General features: G+C 52.1%; 14 protein-coding genes and 4 tRNA genes. 12 read left to right on the top strand and 6 right to left on the bottom strand.

Annotated elements, in window-relative coordinates; translation table 11 throughout:
• Position 1: 1 nt before the first annotated feature.
• The 3 genes from deoC to NCTC9997_RS02535 form a co-directional block, all read right to left on the bottom strand.
• A complete protein-coding gene (gene deoC / locus NCTC9997_RS02545) occupies positions 2 to 775 on the bottom strand; it encodes a deoxyribose-phosphate aldolase (RefSeq protein ID WP_010862479.1) in 774 nt (257 codons plus the stop codon).
• 699 nt (positions 776 to 1,474) lie between these two features.
• Positions 1,475 to 2,737: a NupC/NupG family nucleoside CNT transporter gene (locus NCTC9997_RS02540; protein ID WP_170919644.1), complete on the bottom strand. Its 1,263-nt coding sequence runs from the start codon at positions 2,735 to 2,737 to the stop codon at positions 1,475 to 1,477.
• Between the two features lie 250 nt (positions 2,738 to 2,987).
• The gene (locus NCTC9997_RS02535; RefSeq protein ID WP_230405848.1) at positions 2,988 to 3,800 is read right to left on the bottom strand and encodes a TatD family hydrolase; all 813 of its coding nucleotides are present in this window, start codon (positions 3,798 to 3,800) and stop codon (positions 2,988 to 2,990) included.
• Between the two features lie 236 nt (positions 3,801 to 4,036).
• Here NCTC9997_RS02535 and pdxH point away from each other — a divergent pair, with 236 nt between their 5' ends.
• Together pdxH and NCTC9997_RS02525 are read left to right on the top strand one after the other, a co-directional pair.
• Positions 4,037 to 4,690: a pyridoxamine 5'-phosphate oxidase gene (pdxH, locus tag NCTC9997_RS02530; RefSeq protein WP_010862482.1), complete on the top strand. Its 654-nt coding sequence runs from the start codon at positions 4,037 to 4,039 to the stop codon at positions 4,688 to 4,690.
• A 494-nt stretch (positions 4,691 to 5,184) separates the two neighbouring features.
• Positions 5,185 to 5,550, top strand: a complete 366-nt coding sequence (locus tag NCTC9997_RS02525; RefSeq protein WP_010862483.1) for a hypothetical protein — start codon at positions 5,185 to 5,187, stop codon at positions 5,548 to 5,550.
• A gap of 113 nt (positions 5,551 to 5,663) precedes the next feature.
• Here NCTC9997_RS02525 and prfC read toward each other — a convergent pair whose 3' ends face one another.
• The 3 genes from prfC to NCTC9997_RS02510 form a co-directional block, all read right to left on the bottom strand.
• Positions 5,664 to 7,244, bottom strand: coding sequence for a peptide chain release factor 3 (gene prfC / locus NCTC9997_RS02520; protein WP_064977213.1), 1,581 nt, complete (start codon positions 7,242 to 7,244; stop codon positions 5,664 to 5,666).
• A 225-nt stretch (positions 7,245 to 7,469) separates the two neighbouring features.
• Entirely contained in the window at positions 7,470 to 7,919 is a 450-nt protein-coding gene (gene rimI, locus NCTC9997_RS02515) for a ribosomal protein S18-alanine N-acetyltransferase (protein WP_064977212.1), read from the bottom strand.
• The gene (locus NCTC9997_RS02510) at positions 7,906 to 8,301 is read right to left on the bottom strand and encodes a DNA polymerase III subunit psi (protein ID WP_064977211.1); all 396 of its coding nucleotides are present in this window, start codon (positions 8,299 to 8,301) and stop codon (positions 7,906 to 7,908) included. Before NCTC9997_RS02510 ends, rimI begins: the two co-directional genes overlap by 14 nt.
• Before the next feature lie 118 nt (positions 8,302 to 8,419).
• Here NCTC9997_RS02510 and rsmC point away from each other — a divergent pair, with 118 nt between their 5' ends.
• The 10 genes from rsmC (at position 8,420) to NCTC9997_RS02460 (ending at position 19,686) form a co-directional block, all read left to right on the top strand.
• Positions 8,420 to 9,442 (top strand): 16S rRNA (guanine(1207)-N(2))-methyltransferase RsmC, encoded by a 1,023-nt coding sequence (gene rsmC / locus NCTC9997_RS02505; RefSeq protein WP_064977210.1) that lies wholly within the window; start codon positions 8,420 to 8,422, stop codon positions 9,440 to 9,442.
• 133 nt (positions 9,443 to 9,575) lie between these two features.
• Positions 9,576 to 9,662, top strand: a tRNA-Leu gene (locus NCTC9997_RS02500).
• A gap of 32 nt (positions 9,663 to 9,694) precedes the next feature.
• A tRNA-Leu gene (locus NCTC9997_RS02495) sits at positions 9,695 to 9,781 on the top strand.
• Between the two features lie 30 nt (positions 9,782 to 9,811).
• A tRNA-Leu gene (locus NCTC9997_RS02490) sits at positions 9,812 to 9,898 on the top strand.
• Positions 9,899 to 9,954: 56 nt separating this feature from the next.
• Positions 9,955 to 10,041 (top strand) — tRNA-Leu (locus NCTC9997_RS02485).
• A gap of 460 nt (positions 10,042 to 10,501) precedes the next feature.
• Positions 10,502 to 13,954, top strand: coding sequence for a response regulator (locus NCTC9997_RS02480; protein WP_064977209.1), 3,453 nt, complete (start codon positions 10,502 to 10,504; stop codon positions 13,952 to 13,954).
• Between the two features lie 1,009 nt (positions 13,955 to 14,963).
• Positions 14,964 to 16,640 carry an ABC transporter substrate-binding protein gene (locus NCTC9997_RS02475; protein WP_036768638.1) on the top strand — a complete coding sequence of 559 codons (1,677 nt, stop codon included), beginning with the start codon at positions 14,964 to 14,966 and terminating at the stop codon, positions 16,638 to 16,640.
• A 171-nt stretch (positions 16,641 to 16,811) separates the two neighbouring features.
• Positions 16,812 to 17,795, top strand: coding sequence for an ABC transporter permease (locus NCTC9997_RS02470; RefSeq protein WP_010862510.1), 984 nt, complete (start codon positions 16,812 to 16,814; stop codon positions 17,793 to 17,795).
• Between the two features lie 2 nt (positions 17,796 to 17,797).
• Entirely contained in the window at positions 17,798 to 18,697 is a 900-nt protein-coding gene (locus NCTC9997_RS02465) for an ABC transporter permease (RefSeq protein ID WP_010862511.1), read from the top strand.
• Positions 18,694 to 19,686 (top strand): ABC transporter ATP-binding protein, encoded by a 993-nt coding sequence (locus NCTC9997_RS02460; RefSeq protein ID WP_010862512.1) that lies wholly within the window; start codon positions 18,694 to 18,696, stop codon positions 19,684 to 19,686. Before NCTC9997_RS02465 ends, NCTC9997_RS02460 begins: the two co-directional genes overlap by 4 nt.
• Position 19,687 lies beyond the last annotated feature (1 nt).

Below are 19,687 nucleotides of genomic sequence, written 5' to 3'. Positions count from 1 at the left end.
CTTAGTAGCTGCTGTTGCTAGTGGCATCATAGCCCAGAGTATTGAGCAGGCTTGCCAGCAGGCTAGAGGCACCGAAACGGAAGTGACGCTTATCCGCCCAGCCGCTGCCCAGAATGTTGTCAGCCAGCGCCAGATACTGCGCCGCTTCTTCCGCGGTACGCACACCACCGGCTGGTTTGAAACCCACACGCTCAGACACGCCCATGTCACGGATCACTTCCATCATGATGCGGGCATATTCCAAGGTGGCGTTCACAGCAACCTTACCGGTCGAGGTCTTGATAAAATCAGCACCGGCATCGATAGAGATTTCAGACGCACGACGGATCAGCGCCTCTTCTTTCAGCTCACCGGTTTCGATGATCACTTTCAGCAGCACATGCTCGCCGCACGCATCTTTACAGGCTTTCACCAGGTCAAAACCAACCTGCTCGTTACCCGCCATCAGAGCGCGGTATGGGAATACCACGTCAACTTCATCCGCGCCATAGGCCACTGCCGCACGGGTTTCCGCCACTGCAATCGCAATGTCATCATTACCGTGTGGGAAGTTGGTCACTGTAGCAATGCTGATGTCTGGTGTTCCTTGCTCACGCAATGTTTTGCGCGCAATCGGAATAAAACGCGGGTAGATACAAACGGCCGCAGTTTCGCCAGCCGGGCTTTTGGCCTGATGACACAGTGCAATCACCTTTTCATCGGTGTCGTTGTCATTCAGTGTGGTCAGATCCATCAGACGCAAAGCGCGCTGTGCAGAAACTTTAATATCAGTCATGTGACTCTCCAACTCAACAAATCACTCAAAATTTGGGGCGCCGGCTGTCTGCCGGCTCCTGCGAGCGTTGGCGAGCGGACTTGTTCCCTGAAGACTTGAACATGATTTATTCGGCAATCATTGCCTGTTCAAGCGACATCCCTTTCACCGCACCCCTGCATACATCAGGGCTTAATTCCAGCGGTTAGCAAGCTAATTACCCGACAATTTCACAACACTGCCACTCTTGTTGCAATGCTAAGGAATTATAACATGAGACGATTCACAAAATATCGTACCGGAATCGTTTTCGTCAGCCGCCAAAATTCACGCCTCACCAGCTTAGTCCGTAATTTCACACGCGCCTCTCGCCACCAACGCCCTCAAATTACTCGTCCACCCACACCCAAAATCACCACAATGCCGAGAGCCCAAAAGCAAAAATTCAGTCAGGGCTCACCAGACAAAAGACAAAAAGACAAAAAGACAAAAAGATGAGAGATGAGAGATGAGAGATGAGAGATGAGAGATGAGAGATGAGAGAATCATCCTGCAACCCAAAACAACCGGCCACAACAACGCGCTCTTATCCGTGCTCTTATCCAAAGAGAAATCCAGATAAAAAAAAAATAACGCCACTCCTTACGGATGTGGCGTTATCACTTTTAGCATTCAGTGTAACGGCATGACTGACCGGCTTCAGCGGCCAATCAATAACGCTTACAGTGCCAAGAAGAAACCAGCAATGGTTGCACTCATCAGGTTAGACAGCGTACCCGCAACCACCGCCAACAGACCCAGACGGGCGATGTCGTGACGACGCGTTGGTGCCATGCTACCCAGACCACCCAGCAGGATAGCCACAGAAGACAGGTTAGCAAAACCACACAGGGCAAAAGAGATGATTGCTTTAGTGTGTGCAGACAGCACTTGCAGGCCAGCCGCGGCCACTTCTGCATCTGGCTTCAGGTACGGGGCAAAGTTCAGGTAAGCCACGAATTCGTTCACGATCACTTTCTGACCGATGAAAGAACCAGCGACATTCGCTTCGCTCCAAGGTACACCGATGATGAACGCCAGAGGAGAGAACACGTAACCTAAGATCAGCTCCAAAGACAGCTGCGGATAACCGAACCAGCTACCAACACCTGCGAAAATACCGTTGATCAGCGCGATCAGACCGATAAACGCCAGCAGCATCGCACCTACGTTCAGGGCCAGTTGCATACCAGATGCGGCACCGGCAGCAGCAGCATCGATAACGTTAGCTGGCTTGTCTTCCGCGTTGGCAGTATCAATTTCGTTAGTATCGCGCTCAGCTTCGGTTTCCGGAACCAGCAGCTTAGCGAACAGCAGACCACCCGGTGCGGCCATGAAGGACGCTGCAATCAGGTACTCCAACGGCACGCCCATCGACGCGTAACCCGCCAGTACGGAGCCCGCTACGGATGCCAGACCACCACACATTACCGCAAACAGCTCAGATTTGGTCATGGTCGCGATATATGGACGAACCACCAACGGCGCTTCAGTTTGACCAACGAAGATGTTCGCTGTTGCAGACAGAGACTCAGTACGAGAAGTACCCAGAGCCTTTTGCAGCGCACCACCTAAGATCTTGATAACCCACTGCATGATGCCTAAGTAGTACAGCACCGCGATCAGGGAAGAGAAGAACACGATAACTGGCAGAACGCGCAGGGCGAACACGAAGCCACCGCCGCCAAATACTTCGAACATTTTGTCAGAAGTCAGGCCGCCGAACAGGAAGTTAATCCCTTGGTTACCGTAAGCAATCACGTTTGCTACTGCTTCGGACATACCCAGCAGCACCTTACGGCCCGCTGGTACGTAAAGTACAAAGGCACCGATACCAGCTTGGATAGCAAATGCGCCACCCACTGTACGTAACTTAATGGCTTTACGGTTGCTGGAAAGCAGTACTGCAATTCCAATCAACACGGCCATGCCAACGAGGCTCATAATCAATTGCATGGAAGAAGATCCCTATGGTCTGGACACAGCAAATAATCGTATCAAAATATATCAGGCGAATTTAAACGAGGCTCACCTTGAAAACGGCGCTCATTATACATAGGGGAAGGGTCTCTTTCTTTACTCACATCACAAAAGTTACCCACCTTCAGAAACAATTATCATAAACACTAGACACCGATCACACTTATGACACCTCGATACCAGAGCTGACGCGCGGTTAATCGCTTGCGTTCACTCACAAATTTAGCATTTTAACGCTGTTTTTATAGACAATTTCAGCGATGTAATCCGGTGATTCGCTACGCAGTTCACACAATGCCTGAAAGATTTGTTGTACCCGCTCAGGCCGATTCGGTTGACCTTGATAACCACTTAATGGCATATCTGGCGCATCCGTTTCTAACACCAAACACTCCAACGGTAACGCCGCCACCGTACGGCGGGTTTTCTGCGCCCGCGCATAGCTGATCACGCCCCCTACACCAATACAGAGCCCTAACGCCACAAAAGCCTGCGCTTGTTGCAGTGAGCCGGAAAAACCGTGTAACACACCGCCTCTTGCCGGCGGACAGCGGCGCAGTTCTCGTAACAACAGATCGTGGCTTTTGCGCGAGTGCAACACCACCGGCAGCGCAAAACGATTGGCCAATGCTAATTGTGCGCGCAGCAATGTGATTTGCCGCGCCAGATCCGGCTCCGGCATCCATAAATCCAACCCTATCTCACCGATCGCCGCCACTTTTAGCGGCCGCCCGTCATCAGTGCACAGCGCTCCGGCGGCATGGTGGGTTAATAGCGTCTCTAAATGGGCCAGCGCACTCTCCGTGTGCTGCGCCACAAAAAGCGGATGTAACCCCAACGCGGCATAAATCCCCTCCTGCGCCGATAACGCTAGCACGGCGGAAAAATTTTGCTCGCTCACCGCCGGCACCAACATGGCCGCAATGCCTTGAGATCGCGCCTGCGCCCACGCCTCCTCACTGTGCCCTGCAAACGGCGGCGCATCAAAATGGCAATGCGTATCAATCAACGGGTGTTGATGAATCAATGTTTGTATCTCTATCTGTGCCAAGCGAACTCCCCTTGTTGGCTCACGCCGCTTTTCTCATCCTGACCATCAGCACCCCGCCAACACTTACCTTACGCGCCCCCCAACAGCGTGCCTCGGAGCACAATATGAGCGCAAAGCACACTTTTTTGCTCAGCGACTCGCCAATTCCTTTATGCTGTCGGTCAGTTGTTTTACCCTGTGCCTATTTATATGACGAAAAGGATGACGCAACCATGTCATTACTGAATAAACTACGCTGCGCCATGACGATGGGGCAAGGTCTGGCTCTACCTGAGCACTCTCCACAAGAAAATGATCAGCCATATCAGCTGTTTCAGAAGTGGTTTCACGATGCCCAAGACTCCGGGATTATCCTGCCCGAATCGATGACGTTGGCCACCGTCAGTGCCGATGGTCAGCCCTCTGCGCGTATTGTACTGCTCAAAGATGTGACCGAAGACGGATTCACCTTCTACACCAACTACGAGAGCCGTAAAGGGGAAGAGCTGGAGCAAAACCCGAAAGTGGCGCTGGTATTCCACTGGAACATCTTGCAGCGTCAGGTTCGTATTGAAGGCACAGTCGAGCGCGTCAGCCGTGAAACCTCAGATCGTTACTTCCAAAGCCGCCTGCGCGGAAGTCGAATTGGCGCTTGGGCATCACACCAGTCGCGTCCACTGAGCAGTCGTGAGGAGCTGGAGCAACGTGAAGCGGAGTTTGCGAAGCAATTCGCCGGTGGTGATGTACCGCTACCACCATACTGGGGCGGCTATCTGGTGCGTCCGCATGCCATTGAGTTTTGGCAGGGCAAAGCCAGCCGTCTGCACGACCGCATCCGCTTTGAGCGCGTGGGCGAAAACTGGCAACCACAGCGCCTGAATCCGTAATAGCTGGCGCGCTGTCGCTATAGTAGAAATAGCGGGAATAGCGCAACGCGCGTGCCCACGACAGCGCGAAAAGTAATGCCGGTGGCGGAATCTCCGCCCTATTATCGGCCTTACTCATCACCGATAGACTCACGCCATGCGGCAGCCAAAGTCGAATACTTCGGCTGCCATCTTTCCTTCCTGCACAAACGCGCTGTCTTCTGTCTTCTGTCTTCTGTCTGGGCAAAATGCACCTGTACCACCCCCACCGAAAGCAAACATAAAAACGCACGCAAACAACATATAAATTCAATTTAAGCAAATAATTTAGCTGCCCGTGCTGAATTTAGCCTGCTATGCCAGTGTATATTAAAACAGCAGTTGACAAACTTGGTTACAATGGGAAATTATCGGAAAAGGTGTCCTGACCTGCACAAGGTGAATCTGAACACAGGTGGCGCACTGAGCGGACACAGCGCCTGCCTGTTTATTGAATGAACAAATAAGGAGTTATCATGCAAGAGTCAACCCGAGCACGAGTAGCAGCCATCATCGGTGCGGCAGCGCGTGATAAACGGGTGCTGTCTGTCTATGATTATCACGCAGGACGCTACAAGAACACCCAGGTCAAGATCAGCAGTGGCCGGATCCGCGGTTATGACGTTAACAGCGGCAGCCACTTCATGAGCAATCAAGGGCGCCCGGGCAAACTGGATTTTTATGATGCCCAGACTCGCTCAAAAATTCAGCTCGAACTGAGCGGTAATCGCTTTAAAGGTTACGATTTCCATACCGGTAAATATTTCCACGGTAGCGTCAACGGTCATGCCATTGGTCTGTACGACACCGAAACCGGTCGGGTATATAATTATTCAGCCTGACACAGCGTCAGTTCGACGGTCGACAGCCTGCTCTCGAGCATAAAATCGGCCATAACATCGACCATAAAAAAAGCGCCTTACGGCGCTTTTTTATTCTGTCTGACAGCGTGACATTAATGTTCGCGCGTTTTGCGGAATTTCACTTCCGGATAGCGTTCTTGTGTCAGGTTCAGGTTAACCATGGTTGGCGCGATGTAAGTCAGGTTATCGCCACCATCCAGCGCCAAGTTCACTTCGTTCTTACGCTGGAACTCGTCGAACTTCTTGGCATCGTCACACTCAACCCAACGGGCCGTCGATACGTTCACCGACTCATACAGCGCATCCACGTTGTATTCCGACTTCAGACGCGCCACCACTACGTCAAACTGCAGCACACCGACCGCACCCACAATCAGATCGTTGTTGATCAGCGGACGGAACACCTGCACGGCACCTTCTTCAGACAGCTGAACCAGACCTTTGAGCAGCTGCTTTTGCTTGAGCGGATCACGCAGACGAATACGGCGGAACAGCTCTGGCGCAAAGTTCGGGATCCCAGTGAACTTCATGTCTTCACCTTGGGTGAAGGTATCACCAATCTGGATAGTTCCGTGGTTGTGCAGACCGATGATATCGCCAGCATAAGCCTCTTCAGCCTGCTCACGATCGCCGGCCATAAAGGTCAGCGCATCAGAAATGCCCACATCTTTACCCAGGCGCACATGGCGCAGTTTCATGCCCTTTTCATACTTACCGGACACGATCCGCATGAAGGCCACACGGTCACGGTGCTTCGGATCCATGTTCGCTTGGATCTTAAACACGAAGCCGCTGAACTTCTCTTCTTCCGCCGACACGGTACGGGTATCGGTCTGACGTGGCATTGGCGCGGGCGCCCACTGCACCAGACCATCGAGCATGTGGTCAACACCGAAGTTACCGAGCGCGGTACCGAAAAATACAGGGGTCAGCTCACCGTCTAAAAACGCTTGCTCATCAAACTCGTTAGATGCGCCTTGTACCAGCTCCAGCTCATCACGCAGCTGCGCCGCCAAGTCTTCACCCACCGCTTTATCCAGCTCAGGGTTATCCAGACCTTTAACGATGCGCACTTCCTGAATGGTGTGACCCATACCGGTTTGATACAGGTAGGTTTCATCTTTGTACAGATGGTACACACCTTTGAACAGCTTGCCGCAGCCAATTGGCCACGTGATTGGCGCACAAGCGATTTTCAGCTCGCTTTCCACTTCATCCAGCAATTCCATCGGATCGCGGATGTCACGGTCAAGTTTGTTCATGAAGGTCAGGATCGGCGTATCACGCAGACGGGTAACTTCCATCAGCTTACGGGTACGATCCTCAACACCTTTGGCGGCATCGATCACCATCAGACAGCAGTCAACCGCGGTCAAGGTACGGTAGGTATCTTCCGAGAAGTCTTCGTGACCCGGGGTATCCAGCAGGTTTACCAACGCATCGCGGTACGGGAACTGCATTACAGAGGTGGTAATCGAGATCCCACGCTGCTTTTCCATCTCCATCCAGTCGGATTTCGCATGTTGGCTTGAACCACGACCTTTTACCGTACCGGCGGTCTGAATGGCCTGTCCGAACAGCAACACTTTTTCCGTGATGGTGGTTTTACCGGCATCCGGGTGAGAGATAATTGCAAACGTGCGGCGAGTAGCCACTTCCTCTAGATATGACATAAAGCTTGGCAAATCCTGTAATTAATAAAGGAGATACAAGACCGGGTTACTATCTTGCCCTCTTCTGCAATACACGCAGTCGTACCGCGGTCGCAAACCGACGCGCCATACCACCTAAAATCAGTACTAATGATAACAACAGAGAGAACCGACAGTCTTGAGTCTGTCAGGCCCGGAACGGCAGCAGCCGGAGGGGCCGGATTATAGCTGAAAAATAGAGCAGCGTCAGCCCAGCGGCAATGCCATGATCACCGCATCTTCACGCCCATCCGCCGTCGGATAGTAATTTTTGCGCCGACTCACTTCATTAAAGCCTTCCGCCTCATACAAGGCGCGCGCAGGAGTGTTCGATTCGCGCACTTCCAGCCATAACGTCACAATTCCGCGTTCTTCTAAACGCTCAACCAGTGCTTGCAGCAAAGCGCGCCCGAAGCCTTGGCCCTGACACAGCGGGTCGACCGCCAGATTGAACAAGGTCGCTTCATCCAGTACGGTCTGGCAAATCGCAAATCCGGCCGGCACCTCTTCACGCAGCAGCTGCAAATTCAGGTAACGCTCGCCAAAATTATCGCGAAAGGTTTGCTTGCTCCACGGAAATGCATGCGCCGCACACTCAATGGGGTATACACGCTCCCACTCTGCAGCGTCTAATTCACAGATATTATAGTTGTTCATAGGTTACGATTTGCTGCCATAGTTGCCGTTTTGCCTGTGCATCCGGTCCGAATCGCGCCAACACCGGTGAGTGCAACGCCCGACAACCGTCAGGAATTTCTGCCTCACAGCCCATCAGCCAAAACCAGCACGGCTGGGCGATACGTAAAAATGCGACCTGCTCCGGTCGGATGCAGCACACCTGCTCCGCCGTTACCTGCAAGGTACTTAGCACGTCCTGACACAGGCGTACACTCAGTGCAGGCGGCTGCTCCGCCACAATCACCAGACGGATATGTGGGCCGACCGCTACCGACACATCCCCTTGCAATAAGGAAGGATGCCGCAACTGCCACTGGGTGATCCCCATCAGCTCTAATATCCAGTCTCGTCTTGTCACCATACGCCTTACGATCATGCCATCTTGAAAGAATAATAGGGTAACAGACCTTCCGTAGCAGTCACAGCTCCGGCAAGATCCTTTATACTGGCGTTTTGTCCCTGATATTCGAGAAAACACCATGCTGTGCGCTGCCAGTGAAGTTCTGCAACGTCATGAAGATGAATTTGCCTCCCGCCATGTGCTGTTTGCCGGCGATCTGCAGGATGACTATTGCCTGCATATGCCTGCGGCATCCCGCCGTGTGCATACCGCTCACTATGCTCGCTTCCTGAGCCTGCACCCACGTCTGGGCGATGCCATCAGCTATGGCATTATGGCAGATGCCAAATGGGTGGAGGGTACCGATACCCTCATCTATTACTGGCCAAAAACCAAACAAGAAGCGCTGATGCAACTCAGCCAGCTGTGCAGTGTCCTGCCTGCCGGTTGCGATATCTTTATTGTGGGGGAAAATCGGGTTGGCGTACGCTCAGCGGAAAGCCTGCTCAGCGCCTATGGCAATGCCCACAAAATTGACTCGGCCCGCCGCTGTGGCCTGTACCACCTGCACCTGACCGCGCAAGCGCCATTCTCGTTAGATCAATGGTGGCACAGTTATGCGCTGGATTCGCTGACCATTCACGCCCTGACAGGCGTCTTTAGCAGTGGTGAGCTGGATACCGGTACGCGTCTGCTGCTCTCCACCTTAAGCGAATCGCGCCAAGGCCGTGCACTGGATGTGGGCTGCGGGGCGGGCGTGATCGGCGCACATCTGGCGCAGCAATCGCCAAGCCTGCAGGTCACCCTGAGCGATATCAATGCCATGGCGGTAGAATCCGCGCGCGTGACGCTGGCCAATAACCAGCTCACCGGCACAGTTCTGGCCAGCGATGTGTTCTCCGATATCAGCGAACGCTTTGATCTGATTGTCTCCAACCCACCGTTCCATGATGGTGCCGATACCTGCTATCGCGCGACAGAGCTCTTGATCCGCGAAGCGCCACAGCACCTGCTGCCAGGCGGAGAGCTGCGAATTGTTGCCAACGCATTTTTGCCTTATCCGGACCTGCTCGATAGCGTATTTGGTGCCCACGAAGTGCTGGCCGTCACCGGTCGTTTCAAAGTTTACCGCGCCGTTTTAACGCGAAACGCGGGCAAATGATGATTTTTACAGCAAACAATCGCCAAATGACGATTTTTTTAAATTAATGATTGACGGCGCGGGGGAAATCGCTAAAAATGCGCCCCCGTAGCCAGTGAGATTATCGCTCACTGATTACCTCAGAACGAAGACTGCGAAGGTGGCGGAATTGGTAGACGCGCTAGCTTCAGGTGTTAGTGTCTTAACGGACGTGAGGGTTCAAGTCCCTCTCTTCGCACCAAGCGTTCTGAATAGTTGATGATAAAGTTGCACGCGAAGGTGGCGGAATTGGTAGACGCGCTAGCTTCAGGTGTTAGTGTCTTAACGGACGTGAGGGTTCAAGTCCCTCTCTTCGCACCACTTTGTCTTTAACACGATCTGATGATACCTGCGAAGGTGGCGGAATTGGTAGACGCGCTAGCTTCAGGTGTTAGTGTCTTAACGGACGTGAGGGTTCAAGTCCCTCTCTTCGCACCAAGCATCAGATTAATCAGCCGGATTGGCGGCGTAAATATCCAATCAAACACTCCAGTGCGAAGGTGGCGGAATTGGTAGACGCGCTAGCTTCAGGTGTTAGTGTCTTAACGGACGTGAGGGTTCAAGTCCCTCTCTTCGCACCAACAATTAACGGCGAAAGCCGTTTTTTTGTATCTAAAATTCGCCCCACACAGCCTTAGCGCACGATTTCCCTGTCTTTTTCGTCAGCCAGCGCCCCTTAACCGACCTTCCCTGTAAGCACTTACTCACACTCTTAGTAACTTGCCACGCCATGTACACTGGCTATCTCTTGTTACTCATTTGGCTCCACGATTTCATTATCCCTTCAATACCCGCTTTGCAGCGCCGGTTGATGCAGTGAGCCGCCATAGACACCCACTTGCATAGCGCGTACTCAACGCCTTCCTCTCCCGTTAAAAACGTTAATTTGTATCGGCGCGTCAATTACACGAATAATTGCACCACTTCGCAAAATTACACCACTAAATCACAATAATCTGTCTCTTTTCCTGCACTCTCCTTACCATTCACGTTAAAACCCGTCGGCATTTTTTCCAAAATCATCCGGAAAATTAACGAGAAATGGCATTACACGAGCGTGCATACAAAAAACTACAACCCAAGCTGATGCTGGCTTTTTTATTGTTCAGCATTATTCCGTTTAGTTTTGCTGCTTGGTTCCTGCTCAAAGTCCATGCCACCGATTTAACCGAACAGACCAACAACTATTTGGTTGCGGTACGTGACATCAAAAAAAACCAGCTCAATGACTACTTCCACTCCCTAGAAGAACAAGTACTGGGCTTTGTGAATACCGAACTGGCCACCGCCGCTGGCGGACGCTTTTATGGTTTGGTCAATGCTTTCCAAATGCTGGGCGATAATGACGATGAAGCGCGCAAAAATGCCCAGAATCGTTATATTCCGGGCAGTGGTGATAAACCCAATAACCTGATTAAAAACGAAACCCCGCAAGGTTACGGGGCCTATGTCGGTAGTGAGCGCTACCGTCTGTTACATAGCCGCTTTCACCCCTCGTTTGTTGAAAAGCTGCGTTTTTCCGATTTCTCCGACATCCTGATTGCCAATACTCAAGGCGATGTGGTCTATTCAGTGACTAAAAATCGTAATTTCGGCACCAACTTACTGCATGGCCAATGGAAACAAACCGGACTGGCGAACGCCTTTCGGCAAACCTTAAAAACGGTACAGCAAGATGACAGTGGCAGTGCCACCAGCAATAAAACTCCGCTGATTTTTATCGATTTCTCCACCGATCCCGTGACCAAAGAGCACACCGCTTATTTGGCCGCGCCGGTCAGTCAAAATGGCTATTTGCACTCTATTTTTATCTTCCAGCTGACCAAGCGCAAACTGAACAGTATTTTGAGTGATGCGACTTTACTCGGCCACACCAGCTCTATTTTGTTGGTCGGTCCCGATCACATTGCGCGCGGTATTACGCCGATTTACAGCAAACAGACCGGCAGCTTACAGCAGCTCAGCGCCCCTTTTATTACCCAAGCGTTAGAAGGTCACACCGGTAACGGGATCAGTCGCTCGATTGACGGTTCAGCCGTGATTGCCGCCTACACCCCACTGGATGTGTTCGGCCAGCATTGGGCGCTACTCACCGAAATGACCACCGAAGAGGCCTTTGCTCGGATCGCCGCGCTGAAAAAGCTGTTCTTGGCGATGATGGCGCTGACCTTGGCCGCCGTCATTTTGGCCTCGCACTGGCTTTCGAACTCCATCACCGCCCCGCTGCTCAAGCTGATGGAAGCGGCACGTGAAGTGGCCGACGGCAATTTAGATCATCCGATCGCCGGCCAAAACCGCACCGATGAGCTCGGCAGTCTGGCCAAAAGCTTTGCCTTTATGCAGGCCTCGATTCGCGATCAGCTGGATTTAATCAAAGCACAAAACGATGAATTAGAGCAGAAAGTGGCGTTAATCGAGCAGCAAAACAAAGAGTTGCAGGTAGCCGATAAGCTCAAAGATGAGTTTTTGGCCAATACCTCGCATGAGCTGCGCACCCCGCTGCACGGCATGTTAGGAATTGCCGAATCCATGTTGGCCGGCGCCGCCGGACCTCTCACGCCGCAGCAAGAGCATCAGCTGCATATGGTTGCCAAGAGCGGACATCGGCTGGCCAAGCTGGTTAACGAACTGCTCGACTACCACAAGATGCGCTACGGCGATCTGGAGCTGTACTTACAGCCGGTTGATGTCACCGCCGCGGCCAGCGTAGTGATTGAGTTATCGCAACATTTGGTCGCCGACAAACCGCTGAAAATCGTCAATCGCCTCGGTCACGATCTGCCCACCGTGATGGCCGATGAGCAGCGTCTGGAGCAAATTCTGTATAACCTGCTCGGCAATGCCATCAAGTTCACCACCGAAGGTAAAATCGTCCTGTCCGCCAGCCATGATGAGCAGTATCTGACCCTGTCGGTGCGCGACACCGGGCCTGGGATCGAGCCAGATATGCTGGCCACCATTTTTGAGCCACTGGTCCAAGCCGGTCAGCAACACAGCGCGGGGCTCGGGCTGGGTCTGAGCATCAGTCGCCAATTAGTCGAACTGATGCACGGTAGCTTATCGGTACACTCTGAACCATTGGTCGGCTCCACATTCAGTTTCCGCCTACCGCTTGCCACGGCAGATGCCACAACCCAGAGCGCGCGAAGCGACAGCGCACCGCTCACCACAACCTCACTCTTACCGCCGCTGACTTCTCATGGCGTCAATGCGGTACAACCAACCGTGCCGAGTCTGCCGCAATCGACCGATAACGCCCATCCAGCAGCGCGGATCCTGATTGTGGATGATGAGCCGATCAATATTCAGATCCTGTACAACTATCTGAGTCTGTCCGGCTTTAGCCTCGATAGTGTCACCCACGGCGAGGCGGCCATTGCCTACTGTTTACAACACGAACCCGATATTGTGTTGTTGGATGTCATGATGCCGGAAATCACCGGCTACGATGTCTGTAAGGCGCTGCGCGAACACTTTGACCGCCTGCAGCTGCCGGTGATTATGCTGACCGCCTTAAGCCAACCAGAAGAGATCGTGCGCGGCTTCAGCGCCGGCGCCAATGACTACCTGACCAAACCGTTTTGCCAAGAGGAGCTGCTGGCGCGCATTCAAGCCCAGCTCGATACCCGCCGTTTGGCCGGTATTGAGCAAGAAAACCAACAGCTGCAAGATACCTTGAATGCCGAGCAGCAGCTGACCCAGCACCTAAAAGAGATCCAACAACGTCTCTTAACCTTGCTCGAGCACAGTGCAGAGCCAATTCTTCTGACCGATACCCGCGGCAAAATCACCTTAGCTAACAAGGCGGCGGAAACCCTGCTCAGCGTTCCGGAAGCCGAGCTGGCTCTGCATACCCTCAAAGATTGGCTTGCTGAGCCACTCGAGCAGCTGTTACCGGCCAGTCGTGAGTTCTATCAAGGCGAAGTGACGCTCACCATTAATGGCGAAAGTAAGCCGTACAACCTGCAACTGTCACGCTTGCCGGCCAGCAGCGAGTTAGGTTATCTGGTGCTGTTCAATACCCGCGTTGAATTACCGACACATCGGGTACAAGCACTGGAAAATGCCCTCGAATCGGTGGTTTCCTTTGCTAGTGAAGGCAATCAAGCCACCTTGAGCCAATTACGCGAGTTGGGGAGCGAATTTGCCGAACTGGCCGAGCGTCTGCAATGCAGTGAAGAGCGCGATGCAAAGCTGCGGGAAAACATGGTAAAAGCCATGAAGCTGGCACTGGCTTATTGGGAAGAGAGTACCGGCAAGGGCAAATTTGATTTAGCCGAGCAAAGTGGCCTGTGGCGCGTCTACATTGACCGCGGCACCTTGCAGACTCGAACGATGGATAAATACCTGCAAATTGAAACCCTACCGAAAACGCCGCGCTGGCGCACGGTCATGAGTACGCTGGATTTTGTGCTGCAACAAGCGCGCAAACGTAGCGACAACCGCACCGTACTGGAAAATCTACGCCAACAGCTGCAATTGCTGCTTAAATAACGCTTTCGTAGCTCCAAGCTCCACTACATATAACGCTACACTGGCGCACCTGCGCCAGTGTAGCCATAAAAAGCGCCGAACAATCATCGCGCCACGCCGTCTTGTTATCCGTATTACGCTATACCCATCGAATGAGTCACGGTCATCGACTCGGCTTATCTGGCCATAGCGCCAACAACTGGCTTGCGAGGGGCTCATGCTCCCACGTAACCGACTCGTTCCCCCGCAGCCTGATAACAAGCCATCTAGCACCCACCGCCGCCAGCCTTGCTCTCTTTTTCTCTTCATTACCTCGGCGCGATAGCTACATCGAAGACTTCATCGATGACTTCATTGATTACTACATCCACGCTCCCAGCATCTTCGCGCTGTTCAATCATTAACCAATTAGCCCCTGCGCATCGAGCGAAGCCGCTTTGTGCACCAAGTCATATTTTCAGGGCAGAAATAAGTCGCGATGAGGAAGGTATCAGCGGTCTTGGGAGCACTCAAATTGGGTCATTTTGCAGCGCTTTCAGGCCAATATGACCAGAAGATGACGGGTTTGAGATACCAATCACAGGATTTCAAGCGCTTAATTTTTACGCAGACGAAAAAACAACGCCGTAAGTTTGCTTGCATTATTTTACGGACAAAAATAATAAACTCACTTAAAAAACATAAGGTTATAATTAATGCGAAATATCACACTTATTGCATTTGACCGGAACCACTGCGACACATTTCACATCCTGTTTTAGCCTCTGTAAAAGCGACGGAATAATTTTGCCGTTTTTAACGAGAAAACGTCGGAGTTTTACGATATTAACGAAAGCACTGATTGACGCTTTTGGTAAACAGGCGTTTCCTTAACGTGCTGAAGCAGGAAACACCACCGTTACGACGGGGAGAGAAATAGGAGATGTATAACGGTGGTCCACAGCAAGTAAGCCGATTTAGTTTTCCAAATTTGAAAACTTACGGACTTACCACTGCATCAAAACCAATAAGCAAATAGTAAGGAACAGCTATGCTTAGGAAGACTAAAATTGCGGTAGCACTGTTAGCAGCAGTCACATCTGGCCTCTCCGCAACTGCAACTGTTGCGGCAGAAAAATCAATGGTAACCATTGTGCCTGATTTTTTCACCGCGTTTGTTAGAAACTTTAACCCGTACCTGAACACCTCACTGCGTACCACTAATGACTTCATCTATGAACCATTAGTCGTATTCAACGAAATGAAAGGCAACGAGCCGGTATTCCGTCTGGCCACTGGTTTTACCATGGCACCGGATCTGAAGAGCATCACTTTCGACATCCGTGATGGCGTGAAATGGTCTGATGGACAACCATTCACTGCTGATGACGTCGTGTTCTCTTTCGACATGGTCAAAAAGCACCCAGAAATGGATTCCGTAGGTATCTACAAGTGGATCTCTAAAGCAGAGAAAGTTGGCCCGAACAAGGTCAAGTTTGATCTGGTAGAAGTGAACACTGCGGTTGCCAACGAAATCGTTAAGGTTCCAGTCGTTGCTAAGCACGTATGGGAAAAAGTCAAAGATCCAGTGACTTTCACCAACGAAAACCCTGTCGGTACCGGTCCTTATACCCAGATCGAGACTTTCACTCCGCAACTGTACGTACAGTGTGAAAACCCGAACTACTGGCAAAAAGACCAGGTTAAAGTTGACTGTCTGCGCATGCCGCAAATCGCCAACAACGATCAGCTGCTGGCTAAGATCGTTAACAGCGAGCTGGACTGGACGTCTTCCTTCATTCCTGACATCGACCGTACTTATGCTGCGGCATCACCAAACCACAAGTACTGGTATACCCCAGCAGGTACTACTGCATTCGTTCTGAACTACACCAGCCCGAACGCGGCAGTGAACGAAGCCATTAACAACGTTGACTTCCGCCGCGCCTTCTCCATGGCTCTGGATCGTCAAGCTATCATCGACATCGCGGCCTACGGTAACGGTGTGGTGAACGACTACGCTTCCGGTATTGGTCCAGCATTCAAAAACTGGGCAAGCGAAGATACTCACAACAAGTACAAGCCATTCATGACGCACGACGTGAAAGGCGCTAAAGAGCTGCTGGCGAAAGCAGGCTTTAAAGATACTAACGGTGACGGCTTCGTAGAAACCCCAAGCGGTAAGAAACTGGAACTGACCGTAATCAGCCCGAACGGCTGGACTGACTTCAACAACGTAGTACAGCTGGGTGTAGAACAACTGGCTGACGTCGGTATCAAAGCGAAAGCGGCCACTCCTGAATTTGCTGTCCTGAACACCAAGATGGCGAAAGGTGACTACGATGCAGCGTTCACCAACTACTTCCACGGTCCAACACCGTTCAAGTATTTCGATACCGCGTTCAACTCGAAGTACCAAGGTGGCGAGCAGTTCGGTCGCTTCGCTATGCACCACTACAAAGATGCTGAGCTGGACAAACTGCTGGACTCTTTCAACAAGACCGCAGACAAGAAAGAACAGCATGAGATCATGAATAAGATCCAAGAGCGCATCGCGTCTCAGCAGATCACTATTCCGGTCTACAGTGGCGTAGAGTTCTTCCAGTACAACACCAAGCGTTTCGACGGCTGGTTTAACGAGAAGAACCCGGTTGCCCGTCCACAAATCTGGAACGGCTACCCAGAGCGTTTACTGCAAGTACTGTCTCTGACTCCTAAGCAGTCTTAATTAACCCAGGGCCTGGGGTTGGCTCAGGCCTTACGTTAATACTCAACCCCCTGAGTATCCGCCAAGCAAGCTGGCTGAACGGAGCCAGGGGGTTTTCTTTACCCTAATAATTATAAAAAACTGTACCAGAAAGGAAACCAGGACACAAATTCTTAAGGAAAGGTGTGAGCTATGGGCTTTTTTATTAGACGTTTATCGTTTTATCTCGTCGCATTTATGGTCGCCGCGACGATTAATTTTGCGCTTCCTCGCGCAATGCCGGGTGATCCCGTCACCATGATGTTTGCTTCTGCCACCGCGCAGGTAACGCCGGAAAAAATCGAAGCACTGAAAAAAATGTTCGGGTTTGTGGATGCGCCTCTTTGGGAGCAGTACCTGACCTATATCAAGAGTATCTTCAGCGGTAACTTGGGCGTATCGACCCAGTTCTTCCCTGCCACTGTTAACGATGTACTGGCCTCGGCATTTGGTTGGTCACTGTTCCTCGCCGGTACCGCGATTATCGTCGCCTTTGCCATCGGCTCCGTAATGGGGATCTTCGCCGCTTGGTTCCGTGGCAGCCGTTATGACTCTTTTGCTTCGCCACTGATGATGGTGTTCCAAGCAGTGCCACCGGTGGTGGTTGCACTGTTGGCTCTGTTCATCTTTGGGGTCGGTCTGCAATGGTTCCCGACCAGCTACGCCTTTACTCCAGGCTCCGAGCCCGAGTTTAGTCTGGCATTCATCTCCGATGTCATGTACCACGCCATTTTGCCAGTGGGTTGCGCCGCGCTGATTCAGGTTGGGGGCTTCCTGATCACCATGCGTAACAACATGATTAACTTGCTGAACGAAGACTTCATCACCATGGCCAAAGCCAAAGGCTTGAGCCAGAACCGTGTGGTATTCAACTACGCAGCACGTAACGCCATCCTGCCAACCGTAACTGCACTGTCGATGGCACTGGGTACCGCAATCGGTGGTCAGCTGATTATCGAGATTGTCTTTAACTACCCGGGCCTTGGCACCGTGCTCTACAAAGCCATTTTGGCACGTGACTATCAGGTCATTCAGGGACAACTGCTGTTGATGTGTATCTTTATGCTGGCCTTCAACTTCATCGCTGACCTGCTGTACGTCGTTCTGGATCCACGTCTGCGTAAGGGAGGAAACTAAGCATGCGTATGCCAAATTTTGTCAAAATTGTGCTCGGTAACCCGAAAGCACTGGTCGGATCCGGCATCATCATTGCCTTCATCCTGTTGGCGCTGTCGGCCTCGTTCATCACCACCCATGTGCCGGATAAGCGTGTTGGCCGTCCACACGAAGCGCCAAGTGCTGAACACGTCATGGGCACCACCCGTATGGGCCGTGACGTGATGAGCCAAGTGATCCACGGCGGTAAAGTTTCCCTCGCCGTAGGCTTTGGTGCCGGGATCATCGTTTGTACCCTCGCCGTTGCGATGGGTGTCACTGCCGGTTACTTCGGTGGCAAGATTGATGAAGTCCTGACTTTCTTTATGAACGTGATGCTGGTTATTCCGCAATTGCCGCTCTTGTTCGTCCTTGCAGCCTTTATCGGTCAGGCGAGTCCTTTCGTCATCACACTCATAATAGGCTTCACGTCATGGGCGTGGGGCGCACGGGTGGTACGCGCACAGACCATGTCACTGCGTGAGAAGGAGTTTGTTAAAGCCGCCGAATTGCTGGGTGAACCGTCTTGGCGCATCATTCTGGTCGAAATTCTGCCGAACCTGATGTCCATCATTGGTGCGTCCTTCATCGGCTCGGTGATGTACGCCATCATGACCGAAGCGACCTTGGAATACTTAGGTCTGGGTGACCCAAATATCGTTAGCTGGGGCATCATGCTGTACAACGTACAAACCTCCTCGGCCATTCTGGTCGGCGCCTGGTGGGAAGTGGTCGCACCATGTCTGGCTCTGATTATTCTGGTTATCGGTCTGGCTCTGCTGAACTTTGCCGTCGATGAAATTGCCAACCCGCAGCTGCGCTCACAAAAAGGCATGCAACGCTGGAAGTCTATGATGCGTAAACAGCAGGAGGAAATAGCATGAGTAAGGATATTCAGCTGGAAATCCGCAACCTGTGCGTTGATTACATTACTGATGCCGGCGATGTGCGTGCGGTCAACAATGTCAGCTTTGATATCAAAAAAGGCGAGATCTTCGGTCTGGCCGGTGAGTCTGGTTGCGGTAAAAGTACCGTCGCCTTCTCAGCCATGCGACTGCACAAACCGCCTGCATTTATCACTGGCGGGGAGATCCTGTTCGATGGTCAGGATATTCTGAAATTCAGCGAAGCGAAGATGACCAAGTTTCGCTGGGAAAGCATCAGTATGGTGTTCCAAAGCGCCATGAACTCGCTCAACCCAGTACTGACGCTGGAAGAGCAGTTTTGTGACGTACTAATGGCCCACACCAACATGACTCGCGAACAGGCGATCCGCCGCGCCGAAGGTCTGCTGGAGATTGTGGATATCCACCCAAGCCGTCTGCGCGACTATCCGCACCAGTTCTCCGGCGGTATGCGCCAGCGTCTGGTAATTGCCATTGCTTTGGCGCTCAATCCAAAACTGATCATCATGGATGAGCCAACCACCGCACTGGACGTCGTCGTGCAGCGTGAGATCCTGCAAAAGATCTACGCCCTGAAAGAAGAATTCGGCTTCTCGATTCTGTTCATTACCCACGATCTGAGCTTGATGGTCGAGTTTACCGACCGGATCGGCATCATGTATGCCGGTGAACTGGCGGAAGTCGCGCCTTCCAAGGAGATCCTGACCAAGCCGTATCACCCGTACACCGAAGGGCTGTCCAACTCCTTCCCTCCGATGTTTGGTCCGAAGACGCCGCTAACTGGCATCCCAGGCAACCCGCTGAACTTACTGGAAATTCCGGTAGGCTGCCGCTTCCAGGCGCGCTGCCCGAAAGCCACACAGCAATGTTTCAGCGAGTACACCAAGCTGCATCAGGTTGAACCGCATCGATTTACCAACTGCCATCTGTTTACCCAGCAGGCTGCGCAAAAACTGGTTGTCGGGTAAG

Origin of the sequence: Plesiomonas shigelloides (assembly GCF_900087055.1) — a bacterium.
Taxonomy (GTDB): domain Bacteria; phylum Pseudomonadota; class Gammaproteobacteria; order Enterobacterales; family CAMTGL01; genus Plesiomonas; species Plesiomonas shigelloides.
The sequence above is the reverse complement of the archived record's forward strand: the minus strand, read 5'-3'. Positions and strand labels throughout refer to the sequence as shown.